The following is a 16,996-nucleotide window of genomic DNA, read 5'->3' on the forward strand; positions in this document are numbered from 1 at the left end:
GCGTGGCGGCACGAGACAACGACATCACCCCGGTCGTCGAGGACTATCTCAAGGTTGTGTGGTCGGCAGGGGAGTGGGCCGAGACACGTGTGACGACGAAGCTTCTCGCAGAACGCCTCGGTGTCGGACCCTCGACCGTCTCGGAGAACGTCCGGCGCATGGTGGGCATGGGCCTGCTCGATCACGAGCCCTACGGCGCGATCGGACTCACCGACGAGGGGGAGCGGCTCGCGGTCGCGATGGTCCGGCGGCACCGCCTCATCGAGACCTACCTCGTCGAACGCCTCGGCTACTCCTGGGACGAGGTCCACGACGAGGCCGAGGTGCTCGAGCACGCGGTCTCCGACCTCATGCTCGCGCGCATGGACTCGGCCCTCGGCCACCCGACGCGCGACCCGCACGGCGACCCCATCCCGACGCCCGAGGGCGAGCTGCAGGCGGCTGACGCGTGCACCCTCGCGGACCTCGCCAGCGGGGTCACGGGCGTCGTCGTCCGGATCTCTGATTCTGACCCGGCGCTCCTGCGCTGGTTCGCCGAGCTGGGCCTCGGCCTCGACGCCCGCGTCAACGTCCTCGCGGTCCGTGACTTCGCGGGAACCGTCACGGTTGCGTGGACCATGCCCGACGGCACCACGGGCGAGGCCGCGCTCGGCATTCCCGCCGCACGCGCGGTCTGGGTCGCCGAGGGCTGAGCCGCCCTCGCGGGGCTGGCGGGCGCGCGCACGCGGGTAAGATCGGGGCGTGCCTGAGAACCCCACGACGCCTGATGTCACTGCTCGCACGGCCGCTGAGCCGTCGTTCCGCTACACCCCGGCTCTCGCCCAGGAGATCGAGCTCCGCTGGCAGGAGCGATGGGAGGAACGGGGCACGTTCTTCGCAGCCGACCCGGCCGGGGGCCTTCCCGACGGTGAGGGCCGCTTCGCGGACCCGTCGTCGTCGTCGTTCTTCGTCATGGACATGTTCCCCTACCCCTCGGGCGCGGGCCTGCACGTCGGCCACCCCCTCGGCTACATCGCGACGGACGTCACCGGGCGCTTCCGCCGGATGTGCGGCGACAACGTCCTGCACGCGCTCGGCTTCGACGCGTTCGGCCTCCCCGCTGAGCAGTACGCCGTCCAGACGGGCCAGCACCCGCGCGTGACGACCGAGGCCAACATCGCGAACATGCGCCGGCAGCTGCGCCGGCTCGGTCTGGGGCACGACTCGCGCCGCTCGTTCGCGACGACGGACTCCGACTACGTCCGCTGGACGCAGTGGATCTTCCTGCAGATCTTCAGCTCGTGGTACGACGTCGACGCGGTGCGCCCCGACGGTGGCACCGGCATGGCGCGCCCCATCGCCGAGCTCGAGGCCGAGTTCCGGGCCGGCACCCGCACGCTCGCCGACGGTCGCGCCTGGTCCGACCTGAGCGCGGCCGAGCAGCGCGCCGCTCTCAACGAGCACCGCCTCGCCTACGTCTCGGACTCGCCCGTCAACTGGTGCCCGGGGCTCGGCACGGTTCTCGCGAACGAAGAGGTCACCGCCGACGGCCGCTCGGAGCGCGGCAACTTCCCCGTGTTCCAGCGCAACCTGCGCCAGTGGAACATGCGCATCACGGCGTATGCCGACCGCCTCGCGGACGACCTCGACCTCATCGACTGGCCTGAGAAGGTCCGCTCGATGCAGCGCAACTGGATCGGCCGCTCGCACGGTGCGAAGGTGCGTTTCGCGGTGGAGGGCGGCCGCGAGGTCGAGGTCTTCACGACGCGTCCCGACACGCTCTTCGGTGCGACCTTCATGGTCGTCGCCCCCGAGCACCCGCTGCTCGACGAGGTCGCGGCGGAGTGGCCCGATGGCACGCGTGACGCGTGGACGGGTGGCCACGCGAGCCCCGTGGCCGCCGTCGCCGCCTACCGTGCGGAGTCGGCCGCGAAGACCGCCGTCGAGCGTCAGGCCGACGCGGGTCGTAAGACGGGCGTCTTCACGGGCCACTTCGCGGTCAACCCCGTCAACGGCGCGCTCCTGCCCGTGTTCACGGCCGACTACGTCCTCATGGGCTACGGCACGGGCGCGATCATGGCCGTGCCTGGCGGCGACGAGCGCGACTTCGCGTTCGCGCAGGCGTTCGACGTCCCCGTCATCTACACGGTCGACGCTCCCGAGGGTGCGCCCGAGGGCGCGCGCACGGGCGACGGCGCCATCATCAACTCGTCGAACGACACGATCTCGCTCGACGGGCTCTCCGTCGGCGAGGCGAAGTCCGCGATGACGGCGTGGCTCGTCGAGCGCGGCCTGGGTGAGGGAACGACGACCTACCGCCTGCGGGACTGGCTCTTCAGCCGTCAGCGCTACTGGGGCGAGCCGTTCCCGGTCGTCTATGGCGACGACGACCAGCCGATCGCGCTGCCCGAGTCGATGCTGCCCGTCGACCTGCCCGAGGTTCCTGACTACGCGCCGCGCACGTACGCGGCCGACGACGCGGGTTCCTCGCCCGAGCCTCCGCTCGGGCGCAACGACGACTGGGTCACGGTGACCCTCGATCTCGGTGACGGGCCGCGCGCCTACCGCCGCGACACGAACACGATGCCCAACTGGGCCGGGTCCTGCTGGTACTACCTGCGCTACCTCGACCCGACGAACGCCGACGCCATGGTGTCGGCGGAGCTCGAGCGTTACTGGCTCGGCCCGGAGTACAACGAGACGGCCGGTGCCGCGGGCGGCGTCGACCTCTACGTCGGCGGCGTCGAGCACGCGGTCCTCCACCTGCTCTACGCGCGCTTCTGGCACAAGGTCCTCTTCGACCTCGGCCACGTGACGGGTGCGGAGCCGTTCCACACGCTCTTCAACCAGGGCTACATCCAGGCCTATGCGTACACGGACGACCGTGGCGCCTACGTCGACGCGTCGCAGGTGGTCGAGGAGACCGCGGCGGACGGCACGACGCGGTACCTGCTCGACGGTGTCGCGGTCAACCGCGAGTACGGCAAGATGGGCAAGTCGCTCAAGAACGTCGTGACGCCCGACGAGATGTACGAGGCCTACGGCGCCGACACGTTCCGCGTCTACGAGATGGCGATGGGTCCGCTCGACCTCTCGCGCCCCTGGAACACACGCGACGTCGTCGGCTCCCAGCGCTTCCTCCAGCGCCTGTGGCGCAACGTCGTCGACGAGACGACCGGTGACGTCACCGTGACGGACGAGGCGCCGAGCGAGGAGACGCTGCGCGCGGTGCACCGAGCGATCGCCGACGTCCGCGCCGAGATGTCGGCCATGCGCCCCAACACGGCCATCGCCAAGCTCATCACGTTGAACAACCACCTCACGACGCTCGAGCGCGTTCCGCGCGTGGCCGCAGAGGCGATCGTCCTCATGGTCGCGCCGCTCGCCCCGCACCTGGCCGAAGAGCTCTGGGAGCGGCTCGGTCACGAGGGCTCGCTCGCGCACGAGGCTTACCCTTCGGCAGACGAGGCCTACCTCGTTGAGGAGACGGTGACGTGCGTCGTGCAGGTGCAGGGCAAGGTACGTGCGCGCCTCGAGGTTGCGCCGACGATCTCTGAGGCGGACCTCGAAGCCTTGGCACTCGCGGACCCGGCCGTCGTGCGCTTCCTCGACGGACGTCCCGTCCGCAAGGCAGTCGTGCGCGCGCCAAAGCTCGTCAACCTCGTCGTCTGAGCACGGTGAACGACCAGTCCGTCGCACGCGTCGTCGGCACGCTCACCGCGGTCCAGCGGACGTTCGCGAGCCCGACACTCGCGCTTCTGCACAAGCAGAGCGCGCCGTTCGTCGTCGCCGTGTTCGAGTCCGTGTTCGTCGCGGGCCGCTCAGCGGTGGGCGCCGACGCGATGCGCCTCGAGGTCGGCCAGCTCCTCGCGGACCTGCGCGCGGCCGGCGTCGAGGGTGTGCCGAGCGAGGCCCCGCGTGTGCTGTGCTCGCGGTGGGTGCGGGAGCGCTGGCTCATCCGTGACGTCGACGACGCGGTGGGGGAGCAGTACCGGCTGACGTCGAGCGCGCAAGAGGCGCTCGAGTTCGTGCGACGCGCAGGCGGTGCCCGCGCGCTCGTCTCGGAGTCGCGCATCCGCACGCTTCTCGACGCGGTCGAGCGGGCCGCCAACGACGCGAACCCCGACCGGGGAGCGCGCGTCGAGGCGCTCGACCAGCAGATCGAGCGTCTCGTCGCGGAGCGTGATCGTCTTGCGTCCGGCGGGACGCTGGCCGCGACGCCCGACGAGCGCATGGAGGAGCAGCTCGACCACGTCCTCATGCTCGTGCGCGAGCTCCCGAGCGACTTTGCGCGCGTCGCAGAGTCGATGAAGATGCTGCAGCGCTCGATCATCGGGCAGCTGCGCGCCGACGAGCGGCCGACGGGCGAGGTGCTCGAGGAGTACCTCACGGCGTCTGAGAACCTCATGGAGAACACGCCCGAGGGCCGCGCGTTCCTCGGGGCGATGCATCTGCTGAGCGACCCCGAGCTGGTCTCCTCGCTCGACGCGCACCTCGCGACCGTCTTGCGCCACCCTTTCGCGCAGCACGTCGAGCGCGGCCAGCGCACGGCCTTCCGGTCGATCCGCTCGCAGATCGTCGAAGCACTCGAGATCGTCCAGACCGAACAGGCACGCGCGACCCGAACGCTCACCGCGCAGGTGCGTCAGCGCGATCCGCTGCGCGACCGCGAGCTCGACCATGCGATCCGGGACGCGGTCAACGCACTGACCCAGTGGTTCCCGACCGCCGGCCGTGGGGCGCGCGTCGAGCCGTTCACGTGGCTCGGCCGGGCCCGCCTGGGCCGGCTCCGCACGGGCTTGCACGACCTGCGTCCCGACGCGCCGCCAGCGGCCCTCGAGCCCCAGGGACCCGACGCGCTGCCCGCGACGGAGCTCTCGGAGATCCGGGCGATGGGTGGTCCGCAGACGGGGCGCCTCGCGGAGCACGTCACGCGGCTCACCTCGGACGGGAGCGCGGTCTCGATCGCGGACGCGTTCGCGCGCGGCGACGCCGCGCTGCGTCGCCCCGTCGAGCTGCTCGGGTACTACGAGCTCGCGGCCGACGACCTCGGTGCTCCGACGCCGCACGACGGTGATCCTCACAGTCACGACAGCGCTCCTGTCGAACGCGTGAGCGCGGTGCGGGCCGACGGCTCGACCCGAGACTTCCTTGTGCCACGTGTCCTGCTTGCGGCGACCAGCCCGGCAAGTCCCTCGGCACCCCTCTCGACAACTGACGGAGAGTCCTCATGACGTCTGACGAAGGTTTCGTCGACCAGGTGGCGATGGAGGAGGACGCGCCGGTCCTCTTCGACGGTGACACCGGCCAGCTTCCGCTCATGACGCGCCGCGCGCTCGCGCTCGTGCTGCGCTCGCGCTACGTCGCCGCCGCGGACCACCCCGGCGAGTGGCGTGCGATCCTCTCCGACCAGGACGTGCTCGAGTCGCGCCTGCACGACCTCTTCCTCCAGCTCGTCGTCAATCGTGACGACGAGATCGCGTACAAGACCCAGGTCCGCACGGACGGCCTGTCGATTCCCGTGCTTCTCAAGGAGGAGCCGTACCGGCGCGTCGAGACGCTCATGATGGTCTTCCTGCGCGGCGCCTACCGGCAGCAGCGCAACGCCGGTGAGCGCGCTGCGTACGTCGATGCGGACGACCTCATCGAGTACGCGCTCAGCTTCCTCGCCCATGGCGAGACCAACCTTGCGGCCCGCCGCAAGGAGGCCGAGAACGCGCTCGCCACGCTCGTGCGCGAGCGCGTGCTCGTCGAGGAGTCCGAGGGTCGCTTCCGCGTCCTTCCGATCATCGAGGTGCTGCTGCCCGTCGATCGCATCAAGGAGCTGACGCGCTGGCTTCGCGCGGGCGGGACCGAGGCGCGCGGTGAGGGTGCGGGGGCCGCCGACGACGCCTTGAGCGGCGAGGACGACTCGAGCGGCGAGGATGCTGACACCGCGGCCGACGACGAGAACGACACCGCGACCGACGACGACGCAGAGGAGACGCGCGCATGAGCACGATGAGCCAGACGCTCTTCGGCCTGGTCCCGACGGCCTCGACGGGCCAGCAGTGGGTCGCCCGGTCGATGCAGCTGATCAACTGGGGCGGTTACGACGGGTACCACGACGTGGCCCTCGCCTCGACCGCGACGCTGCTCTCGGGTGGCTCGGGAACAGGCAAGTCGACGCTTCTCGACGCCTACATCGCGTTGACGATGACGCACACGACGCCGTTCAACGGCGCGTCGAACGCCGCCTCGAGCGGGCGCGCGCGCGGTCCCGAGCAGCGCAACGTCATCTCGTACGCGCGTGGCAAGCTCGATGAGGCACGAGTCGCGGGGACGGACGCGTCGCGTGACGCGGTTCTGCGCGGCGACTCCTCCGACACGTGGTCGGCGCTCGCCATGACGTGGGCTGACCAGGGTGGCCGCACGTTCACGGCCGTGCGCGCGTACTACGTGCCGCGGGGCGCGACGCGCAATGACGAGTGTGTGCTCGTGCGCGCGACCTATGAGGGCGAGCTCGATCTGCGGACCCTCGAGCCGGCCGCGGCAACGCGACTCTCGCGTCCGAGCCTCACCGCGCTCGGCCTCGATCTCTACGACACGGATATCGCGTTCACGACGCGCCTTCACTCGGCCCTTGGCATCGGCGCAGCGGGCGATGGCGGCAAGGCGATGGCGCTCCTCGCGCGCATCCAGGCGGGCCAGCAGATCACGACGGTCGACGCGCTCTACAAGGCGATGGTGCTCGAGGAGCCAGAGACTCTTGCCCGTGCGACCGAGGCCGTCGAGCACTTCGACGAGCTGAGCGAGGTGCGTGAGGAGATGCTCACCGCCCAGCGCCAGCTCGAGCTGCTCGCGCCGATGACCGAGCTGCGCTCGCGCGTCGAGTCGGCGCGCTCGGACCTGGCGGCCGTCGACGGCCTGGGTCTCGAGGCGACCGCCGAGGGCGGGACGCCATTCCAGCATTGGCACGACACGCGTCGGCTGGCGCTTGCCCGGGCCCAGGAACGCGCCAACCGTGAGGACCACGCGGTCGTCGAGGCGAACCGGGCGTCGCTCGACTCGCAGATCCTCATCGCCGAGCGCGAGCTCGAGGAGGTGCGCGACTCCCAGCGTCGCAACGGCGGCGACGAGATCAACCGTCTCGAGCGTGAGGTCGTCGCGCTCGAGGACGGCTTGCACGCTGTCGAGGCGCGGCACGCGGCGTTCGACCGGCACCGCAGGGTCCTCGACATCGAGGTCGACGGCAAGGGCGCGTTCGAGAAGCTCCGCCGCGACGCTGGCGCGTTCGTCGCGGATCGCGAGACGCAGCAGCGGGCACTCGGCGAGTCGGTCTTCGACGCGCGCACCAGGCTGGCTGCGGCCGAGAAGGCTCTTGCCGACGTCGAGCGTGAGCGGACCTTCCTCGCGGGACGTCGGTCGAACGTCCCCGAGGCCGAGGACCAGGCGCGGCGAGCGCTCGCCCGGGCCGCGGGCCTCGACCCGAGCGACCTGCCGTTCGTTGCCGAGCTCATGGACGTGCGCGCCGAGTATGAGCCGTGGCGGGCCGCGATCGGGCAGGCGCTCGGTGGCTTCGCGCTCACGCTCCTCGTCGACTCCGAGGACCTGCCGGCCTTCCGTCGGGCCATCAACGACGTGCGCACCGAGCGTCGCGTGCGCTTCGAGGGTGTTCCGACCGGTCTGACGGTTCACGAGCAGACCGACCGGACGTTGCTCGACGGGCGGCTCGAGCTGCGACACGGTCCGTTGACGGGGTGGCTGGCCGAGACGCTCGCGCAGCGCTTCTCATACGTGTGCGTCGACGACGCGTCCGAGCTTGACCGTCATCGCCGTGCCCTCACGCGCACGGGCCAGACGAGCGACGGCAAGCGCGGCGCGCACGGCGGCCGCGCCGTTCGTTCCGTCCTCGGTTTCTCCTCCGACCGCCGCGTTGCGGAGCTTGACGAGGCCCGCCGCGAGGCTGAGGTCGACCGGGCGCGTGCCCGGCGCGCGGTCGAGGAGGCGCTCGCGCTCGAGTCGGGCTTCACGGACCGCTACGCGGCCTCGCGGGGTGTCGGCGAGTTCACGTGGGACGAGATCGACGTCCACGGCGCGGCCCGCAGGCTCGAGGAGCGTCGGGCACGGCTCGACGGCGTCGTCGCAGGCAGCGATGTGCTGCGTTCGCTGCGTGAGGACGAGCACCGGGTCCAGACGCGGCTGAGGTCCCTGCGTGAGGAGCATGCGCGTGCAGGCGTCGAGGTCGAGAACCTCGAGCGTCGGTGGAGCGATCTCACCGACGACGTCGACGCGCTCGGTGACTCGCTCGCAGAGCTCGAGGACGCGGGTGTGGTCGCGAGCGACGAGCAGGTGGCCCTCCTCGACGAGGCCCTCGCGGCCTCGCCGCACAAGGGTGCTGACCTGCGGGCCTTCACTGCCGCTGTGGCCGGGCTCCAGCGTGACCTCGTCCACCGCCGTGAGCTCGCGACCCATGACCTGGCGGCCGCACGGGAGGGCCTGGCCGCGATCTTCCTGCGGTTCCAGGAGCAGTGGCCCAACCCGAACCTCGGGACGGACCCGGACTCGTCGTTCGACGACTTCCGTCGCATCCACGACGACATCGCGCGCGAGCGCATGTACTTGTTGCAGGACCGCTGGAGCCGCGCGATCTCACGGCTCTCGGGCCGCGACCTCACGATGCTCAACACGGCGATCGAGCAGGCCGTCGCCGAGATCCGCACGCGCATGGAGCCGGTCAACGACATCCTCGCCCAGCTTCCGTTCCATGACGACGGCCATCGTCTGCGGATCACCGCGCGCGTGACGGAGGCGGCGGATGTCACGTCGTTCCGCCGTGACCTGCGGGCGCTCGCCAAGGAGGCGTCGGCCGACGGGACGCCGCAGGAGCGCGAGCGGCGCTATGCGCGCATGGCGCGCCTGCTCGCACGGATCCGTCCCGAGAGCCCCGAGCGACGACGTCTCGTCGACGTGCGCGAGCACGTGCGCATCTCTGCGGAGTGCATCGACCTCGACGGCAACCACGTCTCCGTCTACGACCACATCGCAGGCAAGTCGGGTGGTGAGTCGCAGGAGCTCGTCGCGTTCATCGTGGGTGCCGCGCTGCGGTACCAGCTCGGTGACGCAGACTCGGCGCGGCCGCGCTATGCGCCCGTGTTCCTCGATGAGGCGTTCATCAAGGCTGACTCCCGCTTTGCGGGACGCGCGGTGGGTGCGTGGCGCGGACTGGGCTTCCAGCTGATCATCGGCGCGCCGCTCGACAAGGTCGCGGCGCTCGAGCCCCACGTCGACCTCGTCCTCCAGGCGGTCAAGGATGCGTCGGGACGTTCACGGATCCGCTGGGTCGCGGGCGCAGAGACGGTCGACGCAGGCTAGCCCGCCCCGCCCCGGCCCGGCCGGCCCGCCTGGCCCGGCCCGGCCGGCCCGGCCCGGCGGGTCCGCCCCGCCTACCCGCAGGTCTGTGCCCTACCCGCAAGGACAGCCCCGCGGGTAGGGCACAGACGTGCGGGTAGGGCACATGGCTGGGCGCGTGGCGCGCCTTTAGCGGCGTTTGCGGGTGCCGAAGATCGTGCGGGTGATCTCGCGGCCCAGCTGTGAACCAGCCGAGCGGACGAGCGACTCGAGGCCCTTCTCGAGTGAGCTCTTCTGTGCGGTGCCGCGTCCGCGCGAGCCCGTCGAACCGCGCGCGGCATCCTTCTCCAGGCGGGCGCGCATCTTCTCGAGCTCAGCCGCCCGCTTCTTGGCCTCACGCTCAGCCTCCGCGACGGCCTTGGCCTCCGCCTTGGCCTGTTCGGCCGCGAACTTCTCAGCGGCCTCCGCGTGCTCCTGGGCGATCCGGTCGGCCTCCGCCTGCGCTCGATCCGCCGCGACGCGCGCCTCGAGCAGCTCGTAGGCGGACTCGTTGTCGATCGCCGTGGCGTACCGCGAGTTCGACGGCGACGCGGCCACGAGAGCCTCGACCGTCGTGGCGGGCGCCGTGTCCATGGCCGCTTGCGGAGCACGCAGGCGCGTCCATGCGACGGGCGTCGGGGCACCCTTCTCGCTGAGGACCGTGACGACGGCCTCGCCTGTGCCGAGCTCCTGGAGCAGGCGCTCGAGATCGTAGTCGCTCGTCGGGTACGTGCGGGCGGCCGCGCGCAGGGCTGCCGCGTCGTCGGGAGTGAACGCCCGCAGCGCGTGCTGCACCCGATTCCCGAGCTGTGCGAGCACGTCGGCGGGAACGTCCTTGGGACTCTGGGTAACGAAGAAGATGCCGACTCCCTTGGACCTGATGAGCCGCACCGTCTGGACGATCTGTGCGAGGAAGTCCTTCGACGCGCCGTTGAACAGTAGGTGCGCCTCGTCGAAGAAGAACACGAGGCGCGGCTTGTCGACGTCGCCGACCTCGGGCAGCTCGCTGAAGAGGTCGGCGAGCAGCCACATGAGGAAGGTTGAGAAGAGCTGTGGTCGGTCCTGGACCGCGGGCAGCTCGAGAGCACTGATGAGACCGCGACCATCCGGCGCGAGGCGCAGCAGGTCGGCGGTCTCGAACGCGGGCTCGCCAAAGAATGCGGTCGCGCCCTGTGCCTCGAGGCTCACCAGCTCGCGCAGCAGGACGCCCGCGGTCGCGGCGGAGAGCCCGCCGATCCCCTTGAGCTCGGCCTTGCCCTCGTCCGAGACGAGGTGCGCGATGACTGCACGCAGGTCCTTGAGGTCGAGAAGCGCGAGCCCTTGCGTGTCGGCCCAGTGGAAGACGAGCCCGAGCGAGGACTCCTGCGTCTCGTTGAGCCCCATGACCTTCGAGAGGAGCAGGGGGCCGAAATCGGTGATCGTCGTGCGGATGGGCACGCCGGTCCCGAGCCCGCCGAGCGTGTAGAACTCGGTGGGGAACGTCGTCGGCGACCAGTCCTGGCCCAGGCCTGAGGTCCGTGCGAGCAGCTTGTCCGAGCCGGTTCCGGGCACGACGAGGCCTGAGAGATCGCCCTTGACGTCCGCGAGGAAGACGGGGACTCCGGCGGCCGAGAGCGACTCGGCCATGCCCTGCAGGGTGCGGGTCTTGCCCGTCCCCGTTGCGCCGGCGACGAGCCCGTGCCGGTTGAGCATCGCGAGAGGGAGCCCGACCTGCACCTCAGGGTTGGGGACGGGCTCGCCGTCCGGGCCGGTCTCGAGGAGTGCACCGAGCGGGAGCGTCGGGCCGTCGAACGCGTAGCCGTCGCGCACCGTGAGGGCCCAGCTGGCGAGCGGCGCTTCGGGTGCCGCAGCACCCGCGAGAGCGGCCTCGGCCGCCTCGAGCGCCGCCTGAGCGGCGGCGGCGCGGGCGTCGGCAGCATCCGCAGCGGCTTGGGCGGCGGCGGCACGCAAGGCCGCCAGATCGGGTGTGGACGCGGCAGCATCGTTCATGACGTGGATCCTAGGTGCCCGCGCGTGATCGTGGGAGCTCAGCACCCGACGGACCTGGTCCCGTGTCGGCTAGTAGTGTGCCCCCATGCCCTCGCTGCCCGGTGTTCGCGTCGTCACGGACTCGACGTGCGCCCTGCCTCACGCGTGGGCGCAGCAGGCGGGCATCCTCACCGTGCCGTTGGGCGTCACGGTCGACGGCGTCGAGCACCGCGAGGGAATCGACGTTGACGACGCCGCGCTCGCGCACGCGATCGCGGCGGGACAGCGGGTGACGACGACGCAACCAGCCCCGGCCGCGTTCACGGACACCTTCGCCCGGCTCGCGGACGAGGGCGCGACCGAGATCGTGTCCCTGCACCTGTCGGGCGAGCTCTCTGGAACCGTCGATTCAGCAGCGGTCGCTGCCCGGACGGCCGCCGTGCCCGTGCGCGTCATCGACTCACGGAGCGCGGCGTCAGGCCTTGGCCTTGCGGCGCTCGTCGCCGCGCGGGCGGCCGCGGCGGGGGCGGCCGGCGACCAGGTTGAGGACGTTGCGCGGGGGGTCGCGGCGTCGGCCACGATCCTCTTCCTCGTGGGCTCGCTCGATCACCTGCGCCGCGGTGGACGTCTCTCGCGCGCGAGCGCGGCTGTCGGCACCGTGCTCGGCATGCGGCCACTGCTCACGGTGCGCGACGGGCGCATCGAGGTCTTCGCCAAGGTGCGGACGCGGGCGGCTGCGATCGATCGCATGGCCGAGGTGGTGCGTGAGGCCGCGCAGACGATGTCTCGGCCGCTCGTGGCGGTTCACCACCTCGACACGACGGACGATGCCACCGCGTTGGGGGAGCGCCTCGCGGACGTCTCCTCCGAGCCGGTTCTCGTCGGCCCGATCGGCGCGGTGCTCGGAGCGCACGTCGGTCCCGGCCTGCTCGCAGCCGTCGTCGTCGACGCCGACCCGCGTCCGGTTCGCCCTGACCACACGAGCGCGCTGGGCTGACGTCGTCCCCTGTGGCGACGCACGCCCGGGCGCACGAGGGCTCCGGGCGGCACGGTTGCCCCATGCAGCCACGCGTTCCGGGCCAGGCCGCCGCGGCCGACCCAGACCCCGACGATGTCGCTGCCCTGCGCGCCCGCCTCCTCGCAGGTCGCTCCGACCGCATCGTCCGCGCCCATCCGGCCGACCACCTCGACCCCGGAGAACCGCCCGCCCGCGGTCGCACGGCGTGGGCTGTGACGACGCGCTCGGTCGTCATGGGCGTCGTCGTCATCGTCGCGCTCGCTGCCGCACTCATCGTTCGTGCCCTCGGGTCCGAGCCGGGTGACGTGGTGCACCTGCCCGCGGTGGCCGCGTCCCCGGCACGGGGTGGGCCCCTCGCTCCGGCCGGCGGTGAGCCGTCCTCTCATGCAGGAACCGAGACGGCGGTGGTGGGGCCGGTCGTCCACGTCGTCGGCCGCGTTCGTCGTCCCGGCGTCGTCACGCTCGGGCCAGGGGCCCGCGTGGCTGACGCGGTCGACGCCGCCGGCGGCCTGCGCAAGGACGCTGACGTGAGTTCCGTCAATCTCGCGAGGCTCGTGACCGACGGCGAGCAGATCGTCGTGCCCCGCACGGGCGACGAGCTGACCCGCAGACCAGACGCGCAGGCCGAGCCCGGCGCGCCGCAGCCCGCCGGGGGAGCGAGCCACGTCGACATCAACTCCGCCGACGCCGCAGCTCTCGACGCCCTGCCGGGAATCGGCCCTGTCCTTGCGCAGCGCATCGTCGACCACAGGGAGCAGCACGGCCCGTTCCCGGACGTCGCGGCGCTCTCCGACGTGTCCGGGATCGGGCCGGCTCTCGAGAAGCGTCTCGCCGATCTGGTGCGTGCGGGTTGAGGCGAACCGACGTCCGGCTCGTGCCGCTCGCCCTCACGGTGTGGCTCGTGACGGGTCTGCTTGTGGGGCACGTGACCGGCGCCGCTCTCGTCTCGGCGCTCGCTGTGGCTGCGGCGCTGGCCGTGGTCGTGCGCGCACGTGCGCGCCGGGCGCGGCGGGCGGCTCGGACGGGTCTGCCCGGAGTCGCGCTGTGCCTCGCCGGGGCAGCAGTGGCCGCGGGTGTCGTCGCGGTCGATGCGGGCTCGGCCCGTTCGGTCCTGCTCGCGGAGGCCGCGCACGACGGGGTGCGGGTGACCGCCGACGTCCTCGTCGCAGGGCAGCCGCGTCGGCTCCCGAGCCGGTGGGGCGGTCCGCCGCGCTACGGCGTCGAGGTGCGCGTCGAGCGGGTGCGCGTGCACGCGTCCGGAGAGGCAGCCGTCCGCGAGGAGGTGACGAAGATCCCGGCGACCCTCGACGGGACCCGATGGGGCGATGTGCGCGTGGGTGAGCGGCTCTCGGCGACGGCGACGGTCCGGGCGAGCGGGCGGGACGGTCGCCGGGCCCGGTACGAGCTGCGCGGCGCCACGACACCCCGACCGATCGCCGAGGCAGGTCCCGTGCGCCGCTGGGCCCACCACCTGCGTGCGGGGCTGCGCGAGGCGGTCGACGGCCTCCCGCCCGACGCGGCTGGACTCGTGCCCGGGCTCGCGGTGGGGGACACGTCAGCGCTCGCCGACGACCTCGCCGAGGCGATGCGCACGACCGGGCTCACCCACCTCACTGCGGTCTCCGGCGCGCACTTCTCGCTCATCGGCGCTCTTGTCCTCGCACTCGCGACGGCGCTGCGTGTGCCGCGCGGTCCGCGCATCGCGGCCACGGTCGTCGTGCTGGGAGGCCTCGTCGCGGTCGTTGGCCCTGAACCTTCTGTCCTGCGGGCCGCTGGCACGGGGGCGATCGGTCTTCTCGCGCTCGCGATGGGACGGCGTGGCGCGGCGATCCCGGCGCTCGCGGCGGGTGTCGTCGTGCTGCTCCTGCTCGACCCGTGGCTCGCTCGGTCGGCGGGTCTTGCGCTCTCGGTTGCTGCGACGGTGGGGCTCGTCGTCGGTGGTCCGCTCGTGCTCGGTGGGTTGCACGGGGCGCGGCGCTGGCTCGTCGCGGCCGTCGCGGCCCCTGCGCTCGCGCAGCTCGCGTGCGCGCCCGTGCTCGTCCTGCTGACACCGACGCTCCCGACGTGGTCGTTGCCGGCGAACATCGTGGCGGCCCCCGTCGTCGCTCCGACGACGATCCTCGGCATCGCTGCGGCCCTGTGCGCCCCGTTCTCGGCCGACGGCGCCGCATGGCTCGCGTCGTGCGCGGGGTACGGCGCGTCCTGGATCGCGGGAGTCGCGCGGGCGCTCGCTCAGTGGCCCGGGGCGGCGCTGCCGTGGATCCCGGGCGCGGTCGGGGTCGTGGTGCTCCTTCTTGCCGAGGCGGTGCTGGTGGCGGCGGTCGTGGTGGTGGTGCGCCGGGTCACCGGTGTCGGTGGCTCGTGGGACCCTTGAGGCATGGCCGCACGTACGACGTCCCGCAGCTCCCGCCCCGCCGCTGGCATGTCGTGGGACGAGGTTGAGCTTGCTCCCGTCGTCCTCGTGCACGGGGCCGAGCACGTGCTCGTGGAGCGTGCGGTGCAGCGTCTACGCGGCCTCGCGCGGGAGGCCCAGCCCGAGGTCGAGGTCGTCGAGATCGAGGCGTCGACGTACCAGTCGGGCTTCCTCGCGGTCGAGACGAGCCCGTCGCTCTTCGCGGAGCACCGCCTTGTCGTCGTGCGGGGGGCCGAGTCCCTCACAGACGCGCTCATGACGGACGTGCTCGCGTACCTTGCGGCACCCGCGTCGGACGTCTGGCTCGTGATCGAGCATCGTGGCGGCCAGCGCGGCAAGAAGCTGCTCGACGGCCTGCGCGCGGCGGGCGTCCCTGTCGTCGCGTGCGAGCCCGTCAAGAAGGACTCCGAGAAGGCATCGTTCGTCAGCAGCGAGTTCCGGCGCGGCGGCCGCCGGGTCGAGGCTGGAGCAGTACGGGCCTTGGTCGAGGCGCTCGGGGCCGACCTGCGCGAGCTCGCGTCCGCGTGCGAGCAGCTCATGGCTGACACGACGGGAACGATTACCGAGGCCACGGTGGGGACGTACTACGGTGGCCGCGTCGAGGCCACGGGCTTCCGCGTCGCCGACGCCGCGGTCGCTGGTCAGCGCGCTCAGGCCGTCGCCCTGCTACGGCACGCGATCGCGACGGGCGTCGACCCGGTCCCGATCGTGGCGGTCCTCGCGCTCAAGCTGCGCCAGCTCGCCAAGGTCGCGGCCATGCGTGGCCGCGGTGGCGTGAGCGCCTCCGAGCTCGGGCTCGCCCCCTGGCAGGTCGACCGCGCACGCAAGGATCTCCAACGATGGACCCCTGACGGCCTCGCGGCGGCCATCACCGCGGTCGCTGACGCCGACGCCGAGGTCAAGGGGCAGGGCCGCGACCCCGTCTTCGCGGTCGAGCGGGCCGTCTTGCGCATCTGCGCCGCGACGCGCGCCTGATCCGTCCGCGTCGGCGCCGCGACGCGCTCCCGACGCTCGACGGGCCGCGCGCCGTCGGCGCCTGACCGCGCGCGTCGTCGGAGCATGACGAAAGCGCCGCACCCCGTGAGGGATGCGGCGCCTTCGACGTTCACGTGTCGGTGCCGAGGCACCGCAGACGCGTCAGAGAGCGTTGACCGCCTTGGCAAGAGCCGACTTGCGGTTGGCAGCCTGGTTGAGGTGGATGACACCCTTCGAGACAGCCTTGTCCAGCTTCTTCGACGCAGCGACGAGGGCGGCCACAGCGGCCTCCTTGTCGCCAGCCGCCACAGCCTCGCGAACCTTGCGGGTGAAGGTACGGAGCTCAGCCTTGACAGCCTTGTTACGCAGGCGCGCCTTTTCGTTGGTGCGGATGCGCTTGATCTGGGACTTGATGTTCGCCACGTGTGGACTTTCTGGTGTGTTCGCCCGAGGGCGAGCGGATAGGTCGTAGAGAGCGGCTCCGACGCCGGGACTGGGGTGGGGAACCCGTGGTGAGGCGCCAGAACGGTGCCCGCCGACCTGGGCGGACACGCAAAGGTCGACATTACCAGTGGAATGGGCCCGCGGTCGAGGTTGACATCACGTGGCGCGCGGCACGTCGACGAACGTCGCGCCGCCGGTCTGGGAACGGGGCTGACGCCTGCGCGTCAGAGCAGGCCGACGACGTCATTGAAGAGCGCCCGGTCCATGATCGCGCCCTCGCGCCGCACCGCGGCGGGGTCGAGGCGCACCACGCGGTCGAGCCGGACCTCGGAGTCGCGACCGCGCGGGTCCCACGGACCTGACCCGATGTCCATCCAGCGCGGGCCGTCTCCGCGCTGTCTGCGGCTGTGGTCCTTGCTCGTGAGCATGAGCCCGAGCAGCCAGTCGCCGTCGTGCCCGACGACGAGGACGGGCCGATCCTTGCCCTGGGTGAAGTCCTCCTCGTAGGGGACCCACGTCCACACGATCTCACCGGGGTCTGCGTCGCCGTCGAGCTCGGGGTTGTAGACGGGGACGACGCGTCCCGTGAAGTCCCCCGGGTAGCCTGCGTGGTCGTGCGCGGCTCCGTCGCCGCTGCTCGGTGTGCCGCTGCGTGTGCCCGCCGGGCCGGGTGCGTGCGGGCGCGGCGCGGACGGCGTCGGCCGGGGGCTGCGTGCGGGACCGGGAGCGTCAGCCGGGCGTGACGTCGACCTGCGTGACGTGAGGAGCGAGACGGCGACGCGCGCCGCGCGGGCAAGGACGTCCGACCAGGGGCTCGTAGGCATGGCCTC

Annotated in this window: 12 protein-coding genes; 9 read left to right on the forward strand and 3 right to left on the reverse strand. The window is 72.0% G+C overall.

Annotation, left to right across the window (positions count from 1 at the left end; all coding sequences use genetic code 11):
- Positions 1 to 2: 2 nt before the first annotated feature.
- The 5 genes from ACTVCO_RS10760 to ACTVCO_RS10780 are packed head-to-tail and all read left to right on the forward strand — an operon-like array spanning position 3 to position 9,333.
- Positions 3 to 692 carry a metal-dependent transcriptional regulator gene (locus ACTVCO_RS10760; protein WP_443728425.1) on the forward strand — a complete coding sequence of 230 codons (690 nt, stop codon included), beginning with the start codon at positions 3 to 5 and terminating at the stop codon, positions 690 to 692.
- A gap of 49 nt (positions 693 to 741) precedes the next feature.
- Positions 742 to 3,651: a leucine--tRNA ligase gene (gene leuS, locus ACTVCO_RS10765; protein ID WP_443728426.1), complete on the forward strand. Its 2,910-nt coding sequence runs from the start codon at positions 742 to 744 to the stop codon at positions 3,649 to 3,651.
- A 5-nt stretch (positions 3,652 to 3,656) separates the two neighbouring features.
- Entirely contained in the window at positions 3,657 to 5,213 is a 1,557-nt protein-coding gene (locus tag ACTVCO_RS10770) for a DUF3375 domain-containing protein (protein ID WP_443728427.1), read from the forward strand.
- Positions 5,210 to 5,974 carry a DUF4194 domain-containing protein gene (locus tag ACTVCO_RS10775; protein ID WP_443728428.1) on the forward strand — a complete coding sequence of 255 codons (765 nt, stop codon included), beginning with the start codon at positions 5,210 to 5,212 and terminating at the stop codon, positions 5,972 to 5,974. Before ACTVCO_RS10770 ends, ACTVCO_RS10775 begins: the two co-directional genes overlap by 4 nt.
- Positions 5,971 to 9,333, forward strand: coding sequence for an ATP-binding protein (locus tag ACTVCO_RS10780; RefSeq protein ID WP_443728429.1), 3,363 nt, complete (start codon positions 5,971 to 5,973; stop codon positions 9,331 to 9,333). The genes ACTVCO_RS10775 and ACTVCO_RS10780 overlap by 4 nt, the downstream gene beginning before the upstream one ends.
- 165 nt (positions 9,334 to 9,498) lie before the next feature.
- Here ACTVCO_RS10780 and ACTVCO_RS10785 read toward each other — a convergent pair whose 3' ends face one another.
- The gene (locus ACTVCO_RS10785) at positions 9,499 to 11,337 is read right to left on the reverse strand and encodes a helicase HerA-like domain-containing protein (protein ID WP_443728430.1); all 1,839 of its coding nucleotides are present in this window, start codon (positions 11,335 to 11,337) and stop codon (positions 9,499 to 9,501) included.
- An 85-nt stretch (positions 11,338 to 11,422) separates the two neighbouring features.
- Between ACTVCO_RS10785 and ACTVCO_RS10790 the strand changes: the two genes are divergently transcribed.
- From ACTVCO_RS10790 to holA, 4 genes are all read left to right on the forward strand, one after another.
- Positions 11,423 to 12,313 carry a DegV family protein gene (locus ACTVCO_RS10790; protein ID WP_443728431.1) on the forward strand — a complete coding sequence of 297 codons (891 nt, stop codon included), beginning with the start codon at positions 11,423 to 11,425 and terminating at the stop codon, positions 12,311 to 12,313.
- Between the two features lie 62 nt (positions 12,314 to 12,375).
- Positions 12,376 to 13,188: a helix-hairpin-helix domain-containing protein gene (locus tag ACTVCO_RS10795; RefSeq protein ID WP_443728432.1), complete on the forward strand. Its 813-nt coding sequence runs from the start codon at positions 12,376 to 12,378 to the stop codon at positions 13,186 to 13,188.
- Positions 13,185 to 14,708, forward strand: a complete 1,524-nt coding sequence (locus ACTVCO_RS10800) for a ComEC/Rec2 family competence protein (RefSeq protein ID WP_443728433.1) — start codon at positions 13,185 to 13,187, stop codon at positions 14,706 to 14,708. Before ACTVCO_RS10795 ends, ACTVCO_RS10800 begins: the two co-directional genes overlap by 4 nt.
- Positions 14,709 to 14,711: 3 nt before the next feature.
- A complete protein-coding gene (holA, locus tag ACTVCO_RS10805) occupies positions 14,712 to 15,722 on the forward strand; it encodes a DNA polymerase III subunit delta (RefSeq protein ID WP_443728434.1) in 1,011 nt (336 codons plus the stop codon).
- A 162-nt stretch (positions 15,723 to 15,884) separates the two neighbouring features.
- Here holA and rpsT read toward each other — a convergent pair whose 3' ends face one another.
- Both rpsT and ACTVCO_RS10815 read right to left on the reverse strand, forming a co-directional pair.
- Complete coding sequence (gene rpsT / locus ACTVCO_RS10810; RefSeq protein WP_443728435.1) at positions 15,885 to 16,145, reverse strand: 30S ribosomal protein S20; 261 nt, start codon at positions 16,143 to 16,145, stop codon at positions 15,885 to 15,887.
- Between the two features lie 245 nt (positions 16,146 to 16,390).
- Positions 16,391 to 16,990, reverse strand: a complete 600-nt coding sequence (locus ACTVCO_RS10815) for a type II toxin-antitoxin system PemK/MazF family toxin (RefSeq protein ID WP_443728436.1) — start codon at positions 16,988 to 16,990, stop codon at positions 16,391 to 16,393.
- Positions 16,991 to 16,996 lie beyond the last annotated feature (6 nt).

It is taken from the genome of Sanguibacter sp. A247 (assembly GCF_052324925.1).
Classification (GTDB): domain Bacteria; phylum Actinomycetota; class Actinomycetes; order Actinomycetales; family Cellulomonadaceae; genus Flavimobilis.